This window comes from Marinomonas sp. PE14-40 (genome assembly GCF_051623805.1).
In the GTDB taxonomy this organism is placed as follows: Bacteria; Pseudomonadota; Gammaproteobacteria; order Pseudomonadales; family Marinomonadaceae; genus Marinomonas.
This window is the reverse complement of sequence record NZ_CP130700.1, coordinates 355399-375696: the sequence shown is the minus strand read 5'-3', so window position 1 is coordinate 375696 and position 20298 is coordinate 355399. Positions and strand designations below refer to the sequence as shown.

Sequence of the window (20298 nt, the reverse complement as noted above, 5' to 3'; positions counted from 1 at the left end):
AAAGAAACCACTTTTACCTATCTAGTACAAATATAAGAAACAGATAAGCTAACGTCATCAACTGATCCGATTAACGAAATGAACGGCGAGATCGTTCATAGGAGTAACTATGAGTCACCTTAATACCTTATTTCACTCTGTAGATCTTGGGGCAAATTTAACCCTTAAAAACCGCATAATCATGGCTCCGCTAACGCGTTCCATGGCAGACGATAACCTAGTACCGACCGAAGCAATGGCCGCTTATTATGGCCGTCGTGCAGATGCAGGTTTAATCATTAGTGAAGCCACACTGGTATCACAAGATGGCCAAGGCTATCCCAATACCCCTGGGCTATATACTCAAGCTCAGATTGATGGCTGGAAGACAGTCACCCAACGAGTACATCAAAACGGTGGAAAGATTTTTGCTCAGATTTGGCATACAGGTCGTGTCTCTCATTCGATTTATCATAATGGTGTTTTGCCGATGGCCCCCTCAGCAGTGCCTATCGTTGGTCATGGACATGTTCCCCGTACCGAAAACTTAGAATATGAAACACCACGAGTTATTACGAAAGACGAAATAAAGCGAGTTCAAAACCAGTTCGCGATAGCGGCTAAAAACGCGATAGAAGCAGGGTTTGATGGTGTTGAAATTCACGGTGCCAATAGCTACCTCATTGACGAATTTCTACATTGGGATACCAACCGCCGCGAAGACGAATATGGTGGTACAGTCGAAAACATGACACGTTTCTTAATTGAAGTTATCGATCAAGTAAAAGCAGCAATTCCAGAAGGAAAAGTTGGCTTGCGCCTTTCTCCTCAGGCTTATATCAACTTAGAGCACGATGATCGTGACAAGCAGGTGTTTGATTATCTACTTCCGCTACTCAATCAATACGATTTAGCGTACGTTCATACTGGCATGTTTTCCGATGAGCCCTACGAGCATTTAGGCGGAACCGTGACTCAGTACATTCGTCAACATTATCGAGGCACACTCATCGCTTCTGGTGGATACAGTGTAGAAAGTGGTGCAGCAGCCATTGAAAGTGGTGATGCTGATCTAATTGCAATTGGACGACCTTTTATTGCTAATCCAGACTTTGTAGAAAAGGTAAAACAGGAAAAAGCATTGGTCGAATACAATAATGACATGCTGCACGAACTTTACTAAAGCATTCAGCCCAATTGAAAGCTTCATTTAGAAAAATGCCTTTAGAAAAATAGTTTAGAAAAACGATTAAAGGCACCCAACTAACATTTAGCCGTTTTAGCTTGGGTGTTTTTATGAGTTAGCTTTAATTCATAGGGATTGAAAGCACCCTCTAATTAGCCAAGATCGCATTAGAAAAACATAATATAAGCAGACTTAGCCCGTATCTATGTTAAGCTCGCCGCAATTAATCATTTGATCAGATTTCAAACACACTTGAGATAAGCCTTCTATCGCTCTAAAGCAATAGAATCTTGCGCTTAAATCTAAGTGATTCCTCAATCATCATGAAGGTACGTTATGAATAAACCATTTTCCCAAGCCTCTGAAAACAATAAAGAACCTATTCGCCAGATACTAGCACCCTATGTAAAACAAGGTGGAATACTCTTAGAAATAGGCAGTGGAACAGGACAACATGGTGAACACATAACACAGCATTATCCTGACCTAGCTTGGCAAACAAGTGACCAGACAGACTACCTTGAAGGCATCAAACTCTGGGTAGCAGATGCACAACGTGATAATTTTAAAGCACCGCTTGAACTTGAAATCAGCACGGCGAAGTGGACTAATGAGAAAGTAGACTTCCTTTATTCTGCTAACACAGCCCACATTATGTCTTGGGACGAAGTTGAAAAATTCTTTGAGTTTGTCCCTAGTGCACTCAAAGAAGGTGGCTATTTCTTCCTTTACGGCCCTTTTAACTACCAAGGCCAATTTACCAGCGAGAGTAATGCTCGTTTCAATGATTGGCTAAAAGAGCAAGCACCTCATCGTGCCATTCGTGATTTCGAGACAGTCAACAAACTGGCTTGCGAGCAAGAATTAGAACTGATTGCAGACAACCCAATGCCAGCAAATAACCGTTTATTGGTTTGGCGAGTGAGTGCTAAGTAGTATTTGATCTCAGTATAAAACATATTAAAGTGGCCATTTTAAATGATGGCCGTCTTATTAAAAATACGATTTTTAGGTGTTAACACCTGCTCTATCCCAGCATTTTTCTCAACACGCTAGAGATAAAAGCATTAGAACTCAAAGCTCTGGGCTAAAGCTTCAATTGCTTTACAGTGAAATCGACTACCTCTTGCAGTGCTTCTAAGCTACTACCATTTCGGGCTGACACAGCTAGGCCAAATTGTAACGTTAACAAATAGTTTGCTATGCCATCTGGTGATAGTTCACCACTAAAGTTACCTGCTTGTTTTTCACCCTCAAAGAATAAGCTTAATGAGCGTACTGTTTCCTCATTGATGCCAGCGATTTGAGTGATTGAATCTTCTGGTAAGCAATCACCCGCCATTTCAGACGTTGAAAGACACACTAAGCAGCCTTTTGGTAAAGCGGGGCTCGTTTGCATACGAATAACAGACATAAGATATTCTCTTACTCTTTCCTCTAAAGGCATGTTTTCTTTAAACAATTCAGCCGCATGAACAATGCCGTGTTTATCGACATAAAGATCAATCACCTGCTTGAACAAGGCTTCTTTATTACCAAATGCAGCATAAAGGCTGGACTTATTAATCCCCATTGCAGTCGTTAGGTCAGTTAACGATGTTCCCGGATATCCATTTTGCCAAAAAATCCTCATCGCTTCTTTCAAAGCTTTTTCTTTATCAAAGCTACGATTACGGCCTGCTGTCATTTTTATTCTCACACTTAAATTATTAATGCTTGCAATTATGAACCGATCGGTATAGATTTTCAACATCTGGACCGATCGGTCCCGAATCGATTTCACATTTTAAACACTAATAGGAAAAGCAGACATGAATGATTTAACAGGTAAAGTCGCAGTAGTAACAGGTGGGAATAGCGGTATTGGATACGAAACAGCCAAGCATTTTAAAGCTGCTGGCGCGAAGGTAGTGATAACAGGCCGCTCAGTAGACAAGGTCGCGAGTGCCGCTCATGAGTTGGGTGTGACAGGCATAGTTGCCGATGTAATCGACCTATCACAAATTGATAAGCTAGTCGCACAGGTTGGCGAAGAACTAGGCAAAGTTGATGTTTTATTCGTCAATGCAGGGATATTTAGCCCAGCGCCTATCGGCCAGAACACAGAAGAAATGTTTGATATGCAGATGGGAATCAACTTTAAAGGTGCCGTCTTTACAACAGAGAAATTCCTGCCTCTTTTGAATGAAGGAGCTTCCATTATTAACCTTTCATCTATCAATGCTTATACCGCTATGCCAAATACCGCTATTTATGCAGCCTCTAAAGCCGCATTAAATTCTTACACAAGAACCGCAGCAAGCGAGCTAGCAGCAAGAAATATTCGCATTAACTCAGTTAACCCTGGGCCAGTATTCACGCCGATCTTCGGTAAAGTAGGCATGCCAGAAGATCAGTTAAATCAGTTTGCCGAAGCCATGCAAGATAGAATCCCTTTAAAACGTTTTGGCCAGCCTGAAGACATTGCAAAGCTCGTCACCTTCCTAGCCTCTGATGATGCGTCATTCATTACAGGTAGTGAGTACAATATTGATGGCGGTATCAACCTAAACCCAATTTTGTCTTAAGTGATTACCTCTACCCTGCCTTAATCGCGGGGTAGAGGCATTACTTTTAAAGCTCAACGTAAAGACTGAGAACAAGATGACAAATTCCATATTGAGGCTTGATGCCAGCCTGCGCGAAACAGACTCTTATAGCCGTAAACTAGCGGATGATTTAATCAACGAACTGACCAAACAAGAGACAAGCAGAGTCATTAATAGAGACCTAGCCAATGGCATTCCTTTAATCAACAGCAACTGGATCAAGGCTAACGTCACCCCTTTTAACGACAGAACTCAAGCACAGCATGACCAACTTGCTTTGTCTGATCAATTGATAGAAGAGCTAAAAAGCGCAGATCAGCTTGTCGTTGCCCTGCCTATCTATAACTTTGGCGTTCCTGCTACGTTTAAAGCTTGGATAGATTTAGTCTCACGTTCTAAAGTGACTTTCACGTATACAGATACGGGACCAAAAGGCTTATTAACCACTAAAAAGCTCTATATTATTGTTACCTCAGGAGGCACCCAACTTGGCTCTGAGTTAGATTTTATCTCTGACTATCTTCGACATATTTTTGGATTTATTGGCTTAAGCGATATCACTTTTATTGATAGCACTCGCCTTGGAAAAGATACCGCAGGAACATTATTAAATGCACATACACAAATAAAAGAGGCTATTACAGATCAGAATCGACCTATGATCTAGCACTTTTTATTACACGAGGAAGTTTGTAGAAAGCAGTTAAGGAATCAATATGGCTCAACCTATTTGATTCCTTGAGAGCAAACAACTTCCCTAAGAATTTCGTTTAACAGGCTTATCTCCAAAGCTAATCGCCAATCGGTTTAAGCTATTCATCAATGAAATAACAACCGTAAGGTCAACGACTTCTGTTTCGTTAAAATGTAGGAGAAGCGTTTCTAGTTTTCCCTCTATATTGGTTTCGGTAGAAATGTTAGTCACACTTTCTGCCCACGCCAACGCCGCCGACTCTTTAACAGAAAAAAGTTGGCTCTCTTTCCAGACAGGCAAACAATCAAGCAACTGCTGAGGTACACCTCAAGCCCTTGCCTCTTGAAAATGTAAATCGACACAATAAGCACAGCCATTGATTTGAGAAACACGAATTTCCACCAAAGCCTTTAATGACGTATCGATAGAAGACACATGTTTTTTTACTGACAGGAGTAAATCAAGCGCCCTTTTGTTTATCTCAATGTAGTTAATGCTCATGTTGAAAATCCTTCTTAAGAAGCTTGTTAAGGGTTAAAAGAAATGACTGTTTCTCTATTAAATAACACTTTAAAGAACAGTAAAAACATGACAGACAAAGAAAGTACTAACGAATAATTAAAATTGATCTTTTTCTACACGATAAACTAGGACTGCCATCATAAAGCAGTCAGCTTCACGATGGCATTTTTGTTAAATTACGGTTAAAAGAAGCTTTCGTACAACCCAATTAATGAAAGTAATTCGTTAAGTTAGTTTAGTATCTGCATATCTAATTCAGTTCATAGTTGAACTGACATTCTCTGTATTAAAGTATCGAATTGAAGGTGGCGCATTAAAGGTGGCACCTAACTCATTCATAACGCCAGTTTCAGTACGCCAATTCAAATAAGCATGGTAATCATCGACTGTTTGCCATTCTTCATAAAAAACAACCTGATTTGTATCTTCTTCACTATGAATAGAAATATTGATAAAACCTTTATACTGCTTGGTTTCTGGTAAAAGTTGAGTTAAGAGTGTTAGTAGGTTTGATTTACTTTCTGGTTTTACATCGGCTTCTAATATAACAATAATGCTCATTCTGTGCTCCTTTAGGCTAAGACATATTAACGAAGAACATCATGTTATCGTTTACCAAAAATGCCTCTACTCCAACTCAGCCAAAAGTATTCAATTCCAGTCAAATTGTTTTCTTTTTAATCTCTTTTGGGGTTCTTCCATAGACACTTTTATATGCTTTAATAAAGTGAGAAACGTTGCTATAACCTACTTCCAGCGCACTATTTGTCACATTCATACCGTTTTCTAACAGGGTATTAGCAGCTGTTATTTTTTGCCCTATTAACCACTGTTTAGGAGACATACCGTATTTTCGTTTAAAGTCACGATTAAACGTAGATAAACTTCGGCCGCTTAAATCCGCAAAGTCAGTTACAGTCAGGTTATTTTTATAATTTTCAAGCATAAGGGATGCAATATTACGCTTACGTTTACATTGCTCTGAAGCATATAGGGTTGCAACAATATTCTGATGGTCATCGATATTGATTAAATGTAAAAACTCCAACAACTTGAGATTCAAAATTTCTCGATTATTTTCGACATCCAAATACATGGCATTTAAGCCATTAAAATAATGCTTGATACTATTACTCACGTTTATCATGCAAACAGAAGGAACTGGAACTGTTCCACTTCCCTCTTGGGATGCCTTACGTGTCGAGTTCAAAAATACATCGATTGTTTCATGACCAATAAAAATCAAATAAAGCTCTAGCGTATTATTTTCTGCAACAAAGTCAGAAATTAAATACGTATCTCTGGGCATAAATAGAACCTCACCAGCCTGTGTGGTTATGGCATTGCCCTCTTTTGTTTTCACCTCAACTTGACCTGAAATTATGTACATGAAGCAGTGGGAAGTAGCGATTTTCTCTTGATTTAATAAACTATGGCTGAGCTTTTTGAATAAAATGCATGATTGATTATCATAAAATATTTTTTTCACACCTGGATAAGTATAAAGCGCTTTAGGCAATGTCTGGTATTTCATTATCTTCCATTAAATTAAAAGGCAAATTTATGCGTTATTTAAACAAATTTTCTAATAACAAAGCGCGAAAAACTAACAAATTAATCACTTTCAAATGATAACAGGCTTTGAGATAAAGAAGAGGAAATTGCGATTAAAATGCACTTTATCTATTTAAAGAATAACTGTGTAGACAATCATGTAAACTTTATGAAGTTTTCACCTTTAAGTGAATCTAGTAGCCAAGCTTAATATCCACACTGTCTTGCAGCTTGTTTTCAGTTCTGTATAAATGAATGTTGTCAGCCACAATTTTGGCAGCGGTTTCTTTATTCGTCGGTGCTGAGATATGTGGTAACACTGTAATATTAGGGTGAGACCAAATTTCAGACTCAACTGGTAAAGGCTCCTGCTCGAACACATCTAATACAGCATGCTCAATTTGCCCTGAGTCCAAACAGGCTAGCAAGTCATCTGTGTTAACCACGGCGCCACGAGAGAAGTTTATTAACTTAGCCCCTTTAGGAAGCCAAGCTAGCGTCTCGTTATTCAACATATGATGCGTATTAGGCGTTAACGGAAGCAGGTTAATTAGGATATCGGTTTGCTCCATCATCGCCTTTAAACCATCCCGTCCATGATAATGGCTAATCCCATCAAGCACTTTAGGAGAACGAGTCCAGCAGCTCAGGGAATAATTGAGCTGTTGCAACAAATTCAAAGAAGCTAACCCAAGCTTTCCCGCACCTAACATTGAGATGCGTAAATCTTTTGAATCCCTATGCTGCAACTTTCGCCATTGTTTTTGCCCTTGTTGCAGGGCATAACTCGGCATATTACGCTGCAAATACAGTGTCCACGCCAATACAGACTCTGCCATGCTTTGAGCCAAAGTCGGGTCGATGAGCCTGACGAGTTGGAAACTTGTCTTATCTAAACATGCCTTGTTAAAAACATCACTTTTCAGTGCTTGCACCAAGCCCTCAACCCCAGCCCATAAGCTTTGCACCCAAACAAGGTTGGGGTAACGCAATAAGTCTTCTGGGTTAGGATTAGACACAATGGCGATATCGACCAAGGCCTCTTCTCCCTCTGTAATTTGATCAGGGAGCAACACCGTATGGTTTTGCAACTGAGGATTAAGATGCTCAACCCATAAAAGCTGAGCCTCATCCTTTAAGCGGCTAAGAAAAACAATATGCTTCATGCGTTAAATACCTCCTTCATGTCAGCAAAGCTTTTAAATTCAATCGGGTTACCAAAGGAATCGAAAAAGAAAAAGGTAAATTGTTCGCCGGGTTGCCCTTCAAAACGATGAGTGGGAGGCAGCACAAAATCTATCTTAGCGGCGCTTAGTCGATCGGCGAGTGTTCGCCATAGGTCCAAAGGCAGTACCAAACCAAAATGCGGCATAGGGACAGCAATGTTATCCACCTTACCTGTGTTCTTAGTGTGTAACGGCTCTCCCAAATGGAGAGAAAGTTGATGCCCGAAAAAGTTAAAGTCGACCCAAGTTTCTGTACTTCTCCCCTCTTCTGCACCTAGCAATTCACCGTAAAAAGCACGAGCTTGGTTTAAGTCAGTCACATTGATGGCTAAATGGAAAATGTTCGATTGCATATCGCTTGTCTCTCTGTTTGTTCTTATGACTGAGAGGTTAGCAATCATCATTCAAAACAAATACTATATATTTATATGAATGACCATAAGGAATTGTTTTGGATATCCGATTTTTATCAAGCTTACTAGAAGTGGTTAACACAGGTTCTATCGCTGCCGCAGCAAGAAATCAAATGCTTACCTCTGCGGCTGTGAGTCAGCGAATTAAAGCACTAGAGCAAAGTTTAGGTTGTCCGTTGTTGAACCGTTCTGGGCATTCAGCCAAACCAACAGAAGCCTGCTTAAGACTATTACCTAGATTGAAGCACCTAGTCGCAGAAACCCAAGCACTGCAAAATGATTTAGACCAAACAGGCTTATCTGGCGATTTAAAAGTCGGTGCAGTTTCCACCGCCTTAACAGGCATCATGCCGACGGTGATTCAACAACTTACGACTCACCTACCAGATCTCAACCTACAAATTTCACCTGGAACCTCGGCCAATCTATATCAGCAACTGCTCGATAAAAATCTTGATGTCATCATTATCGTCAAGCCACCTTTTGTTTGCCCCAAGTACCTACAAACAAGCACTTTATACACAGAGCAACTGGGCTTTATTAGCAGTGATACAAACACTTTGAGTATCAAAGAGTCCTTACTGAACCTGCCTTATATTCAATACGATAGATCCGCTTGGGGAGGCGCGATAGCCGATTCTTACTTGCTAGATTGCGATATAGCAGCCAACACCTTATGTGAGTTGGATGCCCTTGAGAGCATCGCTCTGATGGTAAAACGTAATATGGGAGTTTCATTAGTGCCCATCTGGCAAGGGCTAGAGGAAGTCGCAACAAACATTAAAATCCAGCCTATTTCAGGCAAAGAATACCAACGCCATATTCAACTGATTACCCATCGCCAAGTGGGCAAAGAGCGATTGATTGAAGCCTTTTCAGATACGGTTATGAAAGCTAGTTTAGACTTGATTGAAGATTGAAATGTTTAGCATAAGATGAGGCTCTTTTGACATAACATTAAGTCTTTAGCGTGTTGTAAAGTGATCTAATCAGATAAAGCCAAAGCGAAGCTAGGTCTTGCTCGATAACTTTATTCAGGACGGGTCAGATAGAAGATGTAAAAAAGAAATAGCCATGATAAAGAAATTAAATTTATCATGGCTGTACAGTTAGCGTACTAAAACGTTTAATGCTTACCCTTTAATTTTGTCCGCTTACTTTCCTTTTAGTTGGTTAAGCGCACCCGCCCAATCTTCTACATGATAGGTCTTAACAATTTTGCCATTTTCAATAGTATGAATATCAATTGTCAAAATTTCGAAGTTTTGCCCTTTTCCATCAACACCAAAGAAAGGTCCTGTTGGTGTACCAGTTGCACGACTACGCACAACAACACGGTCATCTTCTACAATCATTTCTACAACTTTCCAATTCAAATCAGGGATTAACTTTGCAAAAAAGCCCATCTGTCCAAGAAAAGCACCTTTAGTTTTATCTTTACCTGAGTAATTTCCAATGCTTTTCCAATTGTCGCTGACATTATCCCTGAATTTTTTAGCTGCGGTCGCCGAAGCAGGGTTACTGAGTAGATCGTAAAATGATTGTACAATCTCTTCGTTAGATTCCGGTGCGCTGTTATAGGCTTTAGAAACAGCGAAGCTGTCTTCCATCCAATTCCAGCTTTGTACTTTGTCATTTTCTACATGTACACGCACAGCCCAAGTAAACTTGCCTGTGTCGATACCCGTATTATTTGCTATTGCACTCATAGAGCCCATGAATACAGCTTGATCAGCGTTAGAGAAGCTATAGTCTGTACTCCAACTTGTTACTTTTAATCCTTTTCCGAAAGCAGGCATAAAGCTACCCATTACCTTTTCTTTGCCTTCCCAGTTACCAATCCAAGGTATTCTACGGTCGCCTTCGTTATGCCAAACAAAACTATCGCTCATAAGTGTGTTTAGGGCTTTTCCATCACCACTACCGGCAGCATTTAAAAACGACTGCGCAATTTCTAATGTTCTATCAGATTGCGCATCAGCATGTGCTGTACTCATGATATTAGTTGCGATGAATCCTGTTACTAATATTGTACGTATAAATTTCATAATGTGATTCCTGCGGTGAACTAAAAAATTTTGATTACAAGATGTAAGCGCCAAAAACATTCTAAATACATTAATATTATTTGATAATACGCATTAAATTGATTTCATAATTCGATTAAATGGGACAATATATTGTGACCATCCATAATTTGAGATAGGGAAAGCAATGCTAAATCAGCTTAGACAAATCGCCATTTTTGCTAAAACAGTCGAACATGGATCGTTTCGTAAAGCTGCATTAGCACTCCAGTTATCGCCATCTGTCGTCAGTCATCATATTGCTAATTTAGAAGAGGAACTTGGGGTCGCTTTGCTGTATCGATCAACGCGAAAGTTATCCTTAACTTCGGATGGTGAGAGATTACTGATTTCGGCACGCGCAATGATCAATGGCGCAGAAGACTTTTTAAAAGTTGCAACAGATCAAAAAAAGCAATTAATTGGAGAATTAAACATAACGCTTCCAGCTGTTTTGGAGCGTTCTGAGTGGGTAAATCATATTAGTTCTTTTTCCAAGTTGCATAAAGGTGTTAACTTGCAACTCAACTTCTCGGATACTCAAAGTAACCTCATTCAAGACGGTATTGACGTCGCGATAAGAATGGGAACCTTGAAAGATAGCGGTTTAAAAGCAAGAAAATTCTACGATATAGAAAGAATGGTCGTAGCCTCTGCAGACTACTTAAAACATAAACCAAACCAATTTAAATTAGAAGATCTAGAAAATTGGGATTGGATCGAATTATCCCCCATTGGATTGAATAATATTTTCTCTTTTCCAGTAGGTTCAAATATTTCATTTAGACCAAAATCAAGAATCAGAGTAAATAACGCCCATGCAATACATCACATTGTTGTGAATGGAAATGGTGTTGCAGCCTTACCAAAATTTCTTGTAGAAAAAGAGTTAGAAAATGGCACTTTAATTAGACTTTTACCTAATTTAAAAATCAAATCTATTGGCGTCTATGCCGTATGGCCGCCTAATGCGCCTAAGAACGGATTAACTGCACGTTTAATTGAGCATTTAAAGAAAAACATATGGTGAATAACTATTTTTATGCACTTACTCGTTAATTTTTACCAATTTTATCTAGGCACGACTTTAAAGTGTATTTAAGCCCTAAAGTGTTTTTTTAAATAAGACAGGCATTTTAAAAGAGATCAGATATAACATCAGCTAAAAATAGGTTCTTAAAATATTTCTGACACTTTATAGATAAAAATGAAAAGTTCTCTTAATTTGGCGACCCATTTTAAGCAATTAATTGGATAATTTCATATTTAAGGCAGCAAGATATTTCGAGTTAACGATAGGAAGAATTTCGACTAGATAAATAAACTAAGATCTAAGAGAGTAGCCGTTTACAAGCACTTAAACCTGACCGCCTTTGCAATTCAGTATGCTCACAAAAATCAGCTAATAACCTTTCTGAGCCCACTGCGGCTTTAAAATACTTTTCAAACCCAGTGGTGACTTCCAGCCATTGCTCTGAGGTAAGGTGAATACGTTGCAAAATAGGCGCTAAAGAGACATCAAGACTCCCTCTTTTATCTTCTCGAATGATACGACCCGTAAGGTCAATGAGTTCAAGATAATCCTCAAGTTTAAAAGGTAGTCCTTCAGGCTGATTTTCTCTTTCATAGCCGATAAAAGGAAAGAGTGTTTTAGGCTGAGTTTGATTGGCTTTGGCAACGTCGATACGAGTTTTGATACTAGTATGCTTTGAGGATTCAGGTGTCTTTTCCATCTTAGCTCGAACTGGGTTCAAATCAACGTAGGCCATACAGGCAACAAGCGCCGCCTCATCTAACAGAGCCTGAGACTTAAAGCGCCCTTCCCAGAAATGTCCGGTACATTTATCCTCATTGTTAGCCATACGTGCAATAGGTTCATTAAGCTCTTTCATGAACCAGCTAATGTCCATTAAACGCTTGCGGTACTTCTCACAGCTCTCGTACACCGAAGCAAGCTCGTACTCTGCCAATGTTTTGTTTTCTAAATACTTTTCAGTGAATTGAGTACCTTTATGTAGGCTATGCCAGCGCTCAAGCACTTCTCTGATAGACCAGTTATTCGCTTTATCTGCATCAACATGAAGTACCAAATGGGTATGGTTGCTCATGACAGCATAGGCGCAAATATCGATAGCAAAAACATTGACTAAGGCTAGCATTTTATCTTCAATCCAGCCTCGCCTGTGGTCATAGCTTTTCCCAGTGGACTCATCTTCTCCGCAGAGAAAAGCACGCCTGACGCATCGGGATACACAATGATAATAGGGAGTGTCTTGAAGACTAATTAGAGATTTACGTGGTTTCGGCATTTTAAATTCCTCATCCTTGAGTGAATCCAATAAAACTAGATGGTAATTAGAAGAAGGTCAAATTGTTATGCCTGTCCTGTTAGTACTTCAAGAAATGAAAAAAGGATAGCTTTTAATCTAAACTGGCTTTTAAACTAGACAGCCATTTTTAAAATAACAGAGCGCAGTTCAAGTAAATTACTTTAATGGATTAAAGGTATCCGCTGGGATGGCGGATATGCGTTTATACGAATACAAGGATGTATATGATATTGAATAAACTTAAGTCGAATCCGGCGTTTGCTCGGCACCTTGCTGCTACCACACTAACCTCCTTCGCTGACTTCTTTATGTTAATTATGATGCCTTGGATGGCGTTAAGTGTTGATGGCGGTGGGAAGAGTGCTGTTGCGATTGTCTTAGCTATCGAGAGCTTCCCCCGTGGTATTGCCATCTTATATGGCGGTCGCCTAACAGATAAGTTAGGGGCAAAACGTCTGCTTATTGGGGCTCGTATGGCCTTGGTGGTTTTGTTTTCATGCTTTGCGCTTTTGCTTGCAAATGACTGGGTAAATATCTACCTGCTGTGTGTATTTGCGCTGGGATTTAGCTTATTCAGCGCTGCCATTGCTCCTGCCACTGAATGCATTATTCCTTCCATCGTTGAAAAGGACAGCTTGAGTACGGCCAACAGTATGATAATGAGTACGATCCAATTTTGTCAGATCATTTCACCCGTTGTCGCTGCGTCCTCAATGGCCTTTTTGGAGACAAGCAAACAGGGAGACAATGTCGTCTACCTCTATCCGATGCTTGTTGCAGCCTTCATGCAAGTACTGGCAATTGGCCTGATTCGAACTTTGCCAATTTCCAATCAAAACTCAACCCCAACAAGCAGCTTGCTAGAAAGCGTGAAAACAGTATGGGCTAATGTTGAAGTACGTAATATCACCCTATTATTATTCTTCGTCTGCTTGTTCGCTGTCGGCCCTTCAAGTGTGGCCTATCCACTTATTGTGGTTGAACGTTTTGCTGCCAACGTTGAGCATTACGGGCAAATGTTTTCAGTACAAGCTATGGGCGCTATTTTGGGTTACCTGTTAATTGCTCGACTAAAGTTCAAATGGCAAATCGTTAATAAAGTCTGTTTATTTCAATTGATCATCGCCGCATCACTTTTTGCACTAGCACTCTTTTACCAGAAGTACTTCATTCTCATTGCCGTTGCGCTAATTGGTTTTGCCGATGCCTGTATTCGAGTGACTGTCATCACTCATTTGCAAACCAACACAGAGAGCCACATCCTTGGCATGACGATGTCCATGGTCATGTTATCCGTTGTGGGTGCAATACCGATTTCACGGGCACTTTCTGCAATCGTCGTTGAATATTATTCGGTGGATACACTGCTAATGGGCAGTGGCATTTTAACGGCAATAACCATAGTGAGTTTCTATTTTTCGAGCCAACGAAGTGCCCTACCGCAAGCACAATAATCTAGTGATTTATTAGGCTTTTTTAAATAAGACAGGCATTTTAAAAACTAAAACATACTTAAAAGGATTTTTATGTTTACTCATTCTAAAACAATGATTGCAATAGCGATGTTTTCAACACTTCAAGGTTGTGCAACTCTCACGACAGAATCTACTCAAGATGTGCTTTTTACAAGTAAGCCCGAAGGTGCTTCCCTTTATAATTACAATGGAAAAAAACTTCTTTGTACCATGCCTTGTACTCTCACATTAAATAGAAGCCCGGGAGCGTTCTTCATTGCACGTTTAGAGGGTTATAAAGTACAAGCGTTAAAATTAAAGTTTTCTAAAAATACAAAAAGTGATGGTAATGTAGCTCTTTTAACTGCTTATTCCGTAGGTAATTTGGTTGATGGCTTGAGTGGGGCTAAATATCAATTTCAAAGTACTAAAGAAGTAATCATGGAAAAAGAAGAAATGGAGAAACCTTTAACCAACTAGCAATAACCTATTATCAATAAAGTTTTTGAGCCAGATAAATATACTGAGTACTTAATTTAAAAAATGAATTGAAAATAAGTATTTTGGTAAATTTTATTTTTTAAATAAACTTTAAATAAGACAGGCACTTTAAAAGAAACAATTTAAGGTGGCTGTCCTTATAAAACGTTCTTTATATTAAATAAGATAGATATTTTAAAATTGCCCATTAAAAGAAAGCACATTTTAGATTCCTCATCCTTGAGTGAATCTCATAAAGCTAGATAGTGATTAGAAGAAGCTCAAATTGTTATGCCTGTCCTATTAACATTTCCTCTATATAGCATCTATTGCTTTTAAGCAACTTATAATTTCATGTGAGTCAATATTATTTTTAATATAGGCTTCAACCAATATATCAAAACCAATTGATTTGGTAATGTTAATGTGACAAAAAAATTCATTTAAATAATCATGAGCCTCCAAACCTTGAATGTTATCAATTGCTAACTCTACTTCTTCTACTGTTTTCGAAAAAATTGCAGCTTTACCTTCAGCACTTATCTCATCAAAATATGGAATTAACAGATTTTCAGGATTGCTGTCTCCAGGCAAGTATCCATATGACTTCGTATTAAACCCAGTTTGATTACGTTTTTTACAGTCGCCATCAAAAAGTGCATAGAACTTAAATTGTTCAATTTTATTTGGTAGCTCTTTTAAGATTTTTTCGATATCACCGTTTGACCCTGATATATGATAGTAAAAATTATCTATTACATGATTATTAGAAAATGCGACTAAATATTTTGAGAAAGACAGCGCTGCTTCATCTTCACAAAATATGATGCCTTTTTTTCTTGCGGTAAGCCCTAAGGACTTTAGTGAGTCAAAATTAGTATTTGCATTGAATGCCTTTAAACTTGGCCCTACTTTTCTAATCGTAGTTACATGCCTTCTATTTATTTTATCTAAAATAGAATCTGAATGAGTACAAATAATACTTTGTATAGAGTGCTTATAAGCTAAAAATGCAATAACGTCTGTTAGTTTTCTTTGAATTAAAGGTGGCAGGTAACTTTCAGGCTCTTCCAGTAAGAGGAGCTTACATTGGCTCGATATTAGACGATTTATTAGCCAATCAAAATAAAAAAGTGAAAATTCTCCAAGGCCCATTGTTCGAGAGTCATATTCTAAACCATACCTGTTAATTACTTTAAAGAATGGCATAGTTGATAGTAAGCTTTCTGTGAAATTTTCCTCAATATCAGTGCATTCAACATTTTTATACGCATGGCTTGTTACGTAATTTAAAGTTATAAGCCTTTCTGAGTTATACTTATAGCTACCATGTGCAGAAACAATCTCATCTATATCACTAAGATGCTGATAGAAGTTTTGTAATGTTGGAACTAATGTACAAGGATCGAATATTGCCACATCTAACTCATGATCAGTATCATGCTGAATAGATAATAATTTATCATTGTTTTTTATATTTACAGTTAAATTTTTATGAGAAGTATGCTGTAAAGTAAACGGTTGTCTTCCACCAACATTATCATCAACATTTACTAAGTTATTAAATAACATTTTAATTAAAGAGCTTTTACCTACACCATTAGCTCCACTTAATGCATGTATTCCATTTCCAAAGTCAACACTAAGATTGTTTAAAACATTGCAATTATTAAACTTTATACATTCTAACTGAATTGGGAATTTTCGTTTGTTTGCAGTACGCCAGTAATCACTGATTGTTGCGAGTCTAAAAGAGCTCATAACTAGTCCCCCAACTAATGTGCTTTATAATATTTAATAATTCTTTTTCATAATCATTAAACTCACCAGACGAAAGGTAATACATACTATCTCTGAGACTATTAGAAGTGTCAGAGTTTATTTCAAAAGACATGGGGGTAGTCGAAAAAATAGACCATAGAATTATGTCTCTTAATTTTACACTGCTTATATCTGCAACTCGTGAACTAGCCCTATCATTAAAGATTGCAAGAAGTGATGTAACAGTTTTAGAAGTCATCTTTGCTGGTACTATTATCTCCTTATTAGAAGACTTTATAGATTCAAAATATATTAAATATGATTTCAATATATCTTTTGGAATACTTTTTTCAGACATAGCCGTGCAAATGAAAAATAACCAAGAATATAAAGTAGATTTATTTAACTTCGCTCTTCCAAGCTCTTGATCAATAGGATCAATCATTACATGCAATGCATTTTTTACAATCTGAATGCTTTCACAGCTAAAACCTTTAGAATCTCTATAACGTTGGGTTACTAGAGTTGCTGTTATCTTTTTCTCTAAGGTTTGGTGCTCAATTGAGAGCAAGAGCTTCGCAAGAATGTCATCATAAGCCATTCTCGAGTTGTTGAAACCAATCGTACTATTTGAGTAACCAAGCGATTCCATTAGATCAGATAAATCTTTAACTTGCTGTCTAGCTTCACCAAAATATGCATTTCTTTGTTCAGCAGAAGTAAGATTAGTAGGCTGATTTAGCCTGTAAAAAAGCTCACCCGGTTCACCTGCGTTATAATCTGATATTGTAATGATTCGTATAGTAAAATCGTCAACTTTTGCTTGAGTATCTATATCTAGCTGATCATAACTTAAGCCATCAATACCCTTGAATTGAGGGTTGTTAGGCTCAAAGTTTGCGTTGAATTTAAATTTACCATCAACGAAATCTCTTATTGCGGCAAGTCGCTGTTGACCATCGAGAACCTCTTGTTTACTTGAATTAGGAACTTGAATCACATGTATAGGTGGAATATGCCAACCTCTCAAAATTGAATCGATGAGGCGTTGCTTTTTTTGTAATCCCCATACCTCACCTCTCTGGAAATTTGGTTGCAAATCAAGTCTATTCTTCTCTATTTTTTTTACTAATGTAGAAATATCAGGATCTGAAGGTGTTAAGTGCATTTAATTATCTCGGATAAAGAGTTCAATTAATTTCAAAGCAAAATTTTATTAATTTAATAAAAAATTACCCTACCATTTACAAATTAGTATGCCTGTCTTATTAGTACTGTTATCCTAATAAACTAACTCTTTCTCTAAATCAGTTGCATTAGAACTCTTTAACATCGCAACAGATTCTCTATACTCAGCCGCCTCTGCTTTCATTGTCCAGTGAATATCTTCTACACCTTCATTAATCACTTTTTGTTTAATTTCACTAAGAGGTAATCTAAAGAATTCTTTTCTTGGGTTTATCTTATTAACTGACTTCTCATGAAAGGCTTTATGTAAGGACTTCTCTAGAGCAGGCGCATCATTACTATAAATCATGGCGTGTACATCAAAGCTAAAAGGCACAGAAGCATCTCCTAACTCTTTCACCCTATCCATTGGCTCTAGACGCCTTGTCATACCAACTTTAAAGACTTCTTCACCAAAGCTACCAATATTACTAATAACATACACATGACCACGTTTTGTCTGCTGAGCCATTGAGACAGCCCTTTGGCCTTTTTCTTCAGCTTCATGTAATTTGGCTTCAAGCTCAGCTAGTTGGGATTCAAATTGTTGTTTCTGCTCATCTGATGCAGCTGATAACTCTTTACGTGCTTTTTCAAGTGCTTTCTGAAGCAGGCGTTCTTCTTTTTCCGCTTCTTTTATTGCTTTCTCCATTTCTTTACGTGCTTTTTCTTCTTCTCTAATTTGATCTCGAATGGCTTTTTGTTCAGCCAATTCAAGCTGACGTAATTCATGAGTAGCAACAGCCCATTTCAACTCTTCTAACCTTGTATCTAGATACTCTTGAAGAATTCGCGCATTCCTAAAAGGAGCCCCGTTGTGATTAACAAGCGCATAAGCATCAATGATTTCTTGTTTGATTTTTCCAAAGTTATCACGCTTCACTTTTGCCAATGATGAATCTACTTTTCCATTAAATGCATCTACTGCAAAGTGAATCGCATAAGCTCTTCTGTTTGCTTCAGCATAATCACAATCTGCGGCTCGGTTTTCTTTCACCATATTTTTTACTCGCTGTCGAAGTAGCTTTAACTGGGCACCAGCCTCCTTATGGCCATACTCTTCAGCTAGATCATCTAATACTGAGTGGTTAGGGATTATGTAATCATCTTTATATCCCTCAATTGTGTTCTTCATTGCTTTTATAGCTGCCGCATAACTATCCGCTTTGTCTTTTGCTTCTAAGGCTGAGCCTGCAATCTCCTCAGCCCTGTTATTTGCATACTCTATTGTGTGCTCAGCTTCTGATATTAAAGTCTCAGACTTGGTTCTTGCATCTTTTAACACATTAGAGGATTTACCCTTCGCTTCCTTCAGCTCATACATTGCTTCTTCATGAATCTTTTCTGCATCGTCAATAATTTTTCTAGCTTCAACTTCTGCGTTAATGATTGGCTCAAGTTTTTTTATTAGCTCACTCTTAGCATTCTCTAAATTAGAAATTTCAATAATTGAAAGCTCAAATTTTACAACTTCTTTTTTATATTTATGCCGATAATATAAAAACAAAACAATCGGCAATACGAATATTAAAAGAACAATTAAAGATGCAATATTTGAAGAGTCAGATTCCATTAAAAGATCTTAAATCAATAGGTTAAATTTCAAAATCGCTCAATATTACTGAATAAACAAAGCACCACAAACACATATTTCAAGCAGCGATTACACAGCCATAAAACTGAACCTCGATCAGTTAAATCAATAAAATATATTTACGATAAACATTATTAAAACTGCAATTTAGATTAACTAAAAACTAATATAGAAATACTTAAATTAGATTTTTATTTAATATAAATGTTTCTAATGATAGAGCTAGTTTTCAATTAAAAACCTGATAAAAGTCTCAAAAAGTGAACCCGCGTAAAATATTTGGTAACAGCTATTTATTTATGCAACTAAAAAATAGTCTCAGGCTAATTAAAAATAAAGAAGGCCATTTTTGGTTATTAGAAGCAATATCGCCCCTTTCACAGAAGAAAATAGGCAAAATGCTTAAAGTTTGAATGGTGCTTGTTAAACAAATATTACAAAGGCATATCTGTAAATTGGGTGATCTTGGGGTGTTAGCGGTTTGTTTTGTTGCTTTGATGGAATGGAGCACGTTGCTTTTGCAGTGACTAAAACAAAAAATGCGCATCTTATCTCTCATTAAAAGTAAGCGTTAAGACACGCATTTTTCTAGGCTTTTCTTTTAGCCTTTAGATTGTGTATTTCTTAATTTGATCTCGCATTTCCATGACTGACTCTTTCGCTGAGTGAGTCAATATCTTTAGATGCCTTATTTAGTTAACTCGCGAACGCATTTAAACACTTAACGAGTTACAGTGCGTCTCTATTTTATGGCTATATTAGGTTCTGCTAGGTCTGATAATCCATAAGCCAACTAACCCGCCAACGGTTGCCATCAGGTGGTTCAATTCTGCACCAAGATAAGGTGCGTGGTATCCCCAAATTGGCCACGCTAGCCACCAACCTGTGTAGTAGAAAGCCACCATGAAAAGACAGGTTGCCCAGTATTCGAATCTTATTTTGGTGCCTTGTATTGCTGCTCGTATTAATAGGAGGTTAACGGCAAGTGCGAGTAACGCTTCGCGAAATGCATGGTAGTTTGAATGGGTGGGTCCGATTTCTAATTCTGTCGCTTGAAACTCGGGGGTCCAGGTAAATTCTAAGGTATACCAGAAGCTGATTAGCCCAGTAATAATGCCCAAGGCGAGCATAATGCGGCCGGTTTTGTCTTTCATAGTTAATCCCATCTTTTCATTTGCTCACTTAATATGTGTAAATTCGATGAGAATTTTATGGGGCCTTGCG

Annotated in this window: 21 protein-coding genes; 8 read left to right on the top strand and 13 right to left on the bottom strand. The window is 38.0% G+C overall.

Translation table 11 applies throughout. From position 1 onward, the window contains the following. The first annotated feature begins 109 nt into the window (after positions 1-109). Together Q0A08_RS01670 and Q0A08_RS01665 are read left to right on the top strand one after the other, a co-directional pair. Positions 110-1162, top strand: a complete 1053-nt coding sequence (locus Q0A08_RS01670) for an alkene reductase (protein ID WP_438464408.1) — start codon at positions 110-112, stop codon at positions 1160-1162. Between the two features lie 339 nt (positions 1163-1501). Beyond that, positions 1502-2101, top strand: a complete 600-nt coding sequence (locus Q0A08_RS01665; protein WP_438464407.1) for a DUF938 domain-containing protein — start codon at positions 1502-1504, stop codon at positions 2099-2101. A 151-nt stretch (positions 2102-2252) separates the two neighbouring features. Here Q0A08_RS01665 and Q0A08_RS01660 read toward each other — a convergent pair whose 3' ends face one another. Then, on the bottom strand, positions 2253-2852 hold the full coding sequence (locus Q0A08_RS01660) for a TetR/AcrR family transcriptional regulator (protein WP_438464406.1): 600 nt from the start codon (positions 2850-2852) through the stop codon (positions 2253-2255). Between the two features lie 124 nt (positions 2853-2976). On the opposite strand from Q0A08_RS01660, the gene Q0A08_RS01655 reads away from it, so the two are divergent. Next, positions 2977-3732, top strand: coding sequence for an SDR family NAD(P)-dependent oxidoreductase (locus tag Q0A08_RS01655; protein ID WP_438464405.1), 756 nt, complete (start codon positions 2977-2979; stop codon positions 3730-3732). Between the two features lie 76 nt (positions 3733-3808). Next, positions 3809-4420, top strand: coding sequence for an FMN-dependent NADH-azoreductase (locus Q0A08_RS01650; protein ID WP_438464404.1), 612 nt, complete (start codon positions 3809-3811; stop codon positions 4418-4420). Between the two features lie 90 nt (positions 4421-4510). Here the strand turns inward: Q0A08_RS01650 and Q0A08_RS01645 are convergent, their stop codons facing one another. The 6 genes from Q0A08_RS01645 to Q0A08_RS01620 form a co-directional block, all read right to left on the bottom strand. After that, entirely contained in the window at positions 4511-4759 is a 249-nt protein-coding gene (locus tag Q0A08_RS01645) for a carboxymuconolactone decarboxylase family protein (RefSeq protein WP_438464403.1), read from the bottom strand. 15 nt (positions 4760-4774) lie between these two features. Next, the gene (locus Q0A08_RS01640; protein ID WP_438464402.1) at positions 4775-4948 is read right to left on the bottom strand and encodes a carboxymuconolactone decarboxylase family protein; all 174 of its coding nucleotides are present in this window, start codon (positions 4946-4948) and stop codon (positions 4775-4777) included. Between the two features lie 276 nt (positions 4949-5224). Next, the gene (locus Q0A08_RS01635; RefSeq protein ID WP_438464401.1) at positions 5225-5530 is read right to left on the bottom strand and encodes a putative quinol monooxygenase; all 306 of its coding nucleotides are present in this window, start codon (positions 5528-5530) and stop codon (positions 5225-5227) included. Between the two features lie 100 nt (positions 5531-5630). Beyond that, positions 5631-6503 carry an AraC family transcriptional regulator gene (locus Q0A08_RS01630; RefSeq protein WP_438464400.1) on the bottom strand — a complete coding sequence of 291 codons (873 nt, stop codon included), beginning with the start codon at positions 6501-6503 and terminating at the stop codon, positions 5631-5633. Between the two features lie 214 nt (positions 6504-6717). Beyond that, positions 6718-7689 carry a 2-hydroxyacid dehydrogenase gene (locus Q0A08_RS01625; RefSeq protein ID WP_438464399.1) on the bottom strand — a complete coding sequence of 324 codons (972 nt, stop codon included), beginning with the start codon at positions 7687-7689 and terminating at the stop codon, positions 6718-6720. Beyond that, on the bottom strand, positions 7686-8102 hold the full coding sequence (locus Q0A08_RS01620) for a VOC family protein (RefSeq protein WP_438464398.1): 417 nt from the start codon (positions 8100-8102) through the stop codon (positions 7686-7688). The genes Q0A08_RS01625 and Q0A08_RS01620 overlap by 4 nt, the downstream gene beginning before the upstream one ends. A 98-nt stretch (positions 8103-8200) precedes the next feature. Between Q0A08_RS01620 and Q0A08_RS01615 the strand changes: the two genes are divergently transcribed. After that, positions 8201-9082, top strand: coding sequence for a LysR substrate-binding domain-containing protein (locus tag Q0A08_RS01615; protein WP_438464397.1), 882 nt, complete (start codon positions 8201-8203; stop codon positions 9080-9082). Positions 9083-9316: 234 nt separating this feature from the next. Here the strand turns inward: Q0A08_RS01615 and Q0A08_RS01610 are convergent, their stop codons facing one another. Continuing rightward, positions 9317-10210: an ester cyclase gene (locus Q0A08_RS01610; protein WP_438464396.1), complete on the bottom strand. Its 894-nt coding sequence runs from the start codon at positions 10208-10210 to the stop codon at positions 9317-9319. 166 nt (positions 10211-10376) lie between these two features. Between Q0A08_RS01610 and Q0A08_RS01605 the strand changes: the two genes are divergently transcribed. Beyond that, positions 10377-11258, top strand: a complete 882-nt coding sequence (locus Q0A08_RS01605; protein ID WP_438464395.1) for a LysR family transcriptional regulator — start codon at positions 10377-10379, stop codon at positions 11256-11258. 301 nt (positions 11259-11559) lie between these two features. Here Q0A08_RS01605 and Q0A08_RS01600 read toward each other — a convergent pair whose 3' ends face one another. After that, positions 11560-12537: a transposase gene (locus Q0A08_RS01600; RefSeq protein WP_438464394.1), complete on the bottom strand. Its 978-nt coding sequence runs from the start codon at positions 12535-12537 to the stop codon at positions 11560-11562. Between the two features lie 245 nt (positions 12538-12782). Between Q0A08_RS01600 and Q0A08_RS01595 the strand changes: the two genes are divergently transcribed. After that, a complete protein-coding gene (locus Q0A08_RS01595) occupies positions 12783-14012 on the top strand; it encodes an MFS transporter (protein ID WP_438464393.1) in 1230 nt (409 codons plus the stop codon). A 72-nt stretch (positions 14013-14084) separates the two neighbouring features. Then, positions 14085-14492: a hypothetical protein gene (locus Q0A08_RS01590; RefSeq protein ID WP_438464392.1), complete on the top strand. Its 408-nt coding sequence runs from the start codon at positions 14085-14087 to the stop codon at positions 14490-14492. 315 nt (positions 14493-14807) lie between these two features. Here the strand turns inward: Q0A08_RS01590 and Q0A08_RS01585 are convergent, their stop codons facing one another. The 4 genes from Q0A08_RS01585 to Q0A08_RS01570 all read right to left on the bottom strand — a co-directional run bounded on the left by Q0A08_RS01585 (position 14808) and on the right by Q0A08_RS01570 (position 20228). Further along, positions 14808-16253 (bottom strand): ATP-dependent nuclease, encoded by a 1446-nt coding sequence (locus tag Q0A08_RS01585; RefSeq protein WP_438464391.1) that lies wholly within the window; start codon positions 16251-16253, stop codon positions 14808-14810. Then, positions 16240-17421 (bottom strand): DUF262 domain-containing protein, encoded by a 1182-nt coding sequence (locus tag Q0A08_RS01580; RefSeq protein WP_438464390.1) that lies wholly within the window; start codon positions 17419-17421, stop codon positions 16240-16242. Before Q0A08_RS01580 ends, Q0A08_RS01585 begins: the two co-directional genes overlap by 14 nt. A gap of 114 nt (positions 17422-17535) precedes the next feature. Next, positions 17536-19053: a DUF4041 domain-containing protein gene (locus tag Q0A08_RS01575; RefSeq protein WP_438464389.1), complete on the bottom strand. Its 1518-nt coding sequence runs from the start codon at positions 19051-19053 to the stop codon at positions 17536-17538. Positions 19054-19832: 779 nt separating this feature from the next. Next, entirely contained in the window at positions 19833-20228 is a 396-nt protein-coding gene (locus tag Q0A08_RS01570) for a hypothetical protein (RefSeq protein WP_438464388.1), read from the bottom strand. Between the last annotated feature and the right edge of the window lie 70 nt (positions 20229-20298).

Excerpts from the sequence above, each read along its gene's own strand:
- Q0A08_RS01670 (WP_438464408.1), top strand. The coding sequence starts at position 110 with ATGAGTCACCTTAATACCTTATTTCACTCTGTAGATCTTGGGGCAAAT.
- Q0A08_RS01665 (WP_438464407.1), top strand. The coding sequence starts at position 1,502 with ATGAATAAACCATTTTCCCAAGCCTCTGAAAACAATAAAGAACCTATT.
- Q0A08_RS01660 (WP_438464406.1), bottom strand. The coding sequence starts at position 2,852 with ATGACAGCAGGCCGTAATCGTAGCTTTGATAAAGAAAAAGCTTTGAAA.
- Q0A08_RS01655 (WP_438464405.1), top strand. The coding sequence starts at position 2,977 with ATGAATGATTTAACAGGTAAAGTCGCAGTAGTAACAGGTGGGAATAGC.
- Q0A08_RS01650 (WP_438464404.1), top strand. The coding sequence starts at position 3,809 with ATGACAAATTCCATATTGAGGCTTGATGCCAGCCTGCGCGAAACAGAC.
- Q0A08_RS01640 (WP_438464402.1), bottom strand. The coding sequence starts at position 4,948 with ATGAGCATTAACTACATTGAGATAAACAAAAGGGCGCTTGATTTACTC.
- Q0A08_RS01635 (WP_438464401.1), bottom strand. The coding sequence starts at position 5,530 with ATGAGCATTATTGTTATATTAGAAGCCGATGTAAAACCAGAAAGTAAA.
- Q0A08_RS01630 (WP_438464400.1), bottom strand. The coding sequence starts at position 6,503 with ATGAAATACCAGACATTGCCTAAAGCGCTTTATACTTATCCAGGTGTG.
- Q0A08_RS01625 (WP_438464399.1), bottom strand. The coding sequence starts at position 7,689 with ATGAAGCATATTGTTTTTCTTAGCCGCTTAAAGGATGAGGCTCAGCTT.
- Q0A08_RS01620 (WP_438464398.1), bottom strand. The coding sequence starts at position 8,102 with ATGCAATCGAACATTTTCCATTTAGCCATCAATGTGACTGACTTAAAC.
- Q0A08_RS01610 (WP_438464396.1), bottom strand. The coding sequence starts at position 10,210 with ATGAAATTTATACGTACAATATTAGTAACAGGATTCATCGCAACTAAT.
- Q0A08_RS01605 (WP_438464395.1), top strand. The coding sequence starts at position 10,377 with ATGCTAAATCAGCTTAGACAAATCGCCATTTTTGCTAAAACAGTCGAA.
- Q0A08_RS01600 (WP_438464394.1), bottom strand. The coding sequence starts at position 12,537 with ATGCCGAAACCACGTAAATCTCTAATTAGTCTTCAAGACACTCCCTAT.
- Q0A08_RS01595 (WP_438464393.1), top strand. The coding sequence starts at position 12,783 with ATGATATTGAATAAACTTAAGTCGAATCCGGCGTTTGCTCGGCACCTT.
- Q0A08_RS01590 (WP_438464392.1), top strand. The coding sequence starts at position 14,085 with ATGTTTACTCATTCTAAAACAATGATTGCAATAGCGATGTTTTCAACA.
- Q0A08_RS01585 (WP_438464391.1), bottom strand. The coding sequence starts at position 16,253 with ATGAGCTCTTTTAGACTCGCAACAATCAGTGATTACTGGCGTACTGCA.
- Q0A08_RS01580 (WP_438464390.1), bottom strand. The coding sequence starts at position 17,421 with ATGCACTTAACACCTTCAGATCCTGATATTTCTACATTAGTAAAAAAA.
- Q0A08_RS01575 (WP_438464389.1), bottom strand. The coding sequence starts at position 19,053 with ATGGAATCTGACTCTTCAAATATTGCATCTTTAATTGTTCTTTTAATA.
- Q0A08_RS01570 (WP_438464388.1), bottom strand. The coding sequence starts at position 20,228 with ATGAAAGACAAAACCGGCCGCATTATGCTCGCCTTGGGCATTATTACT.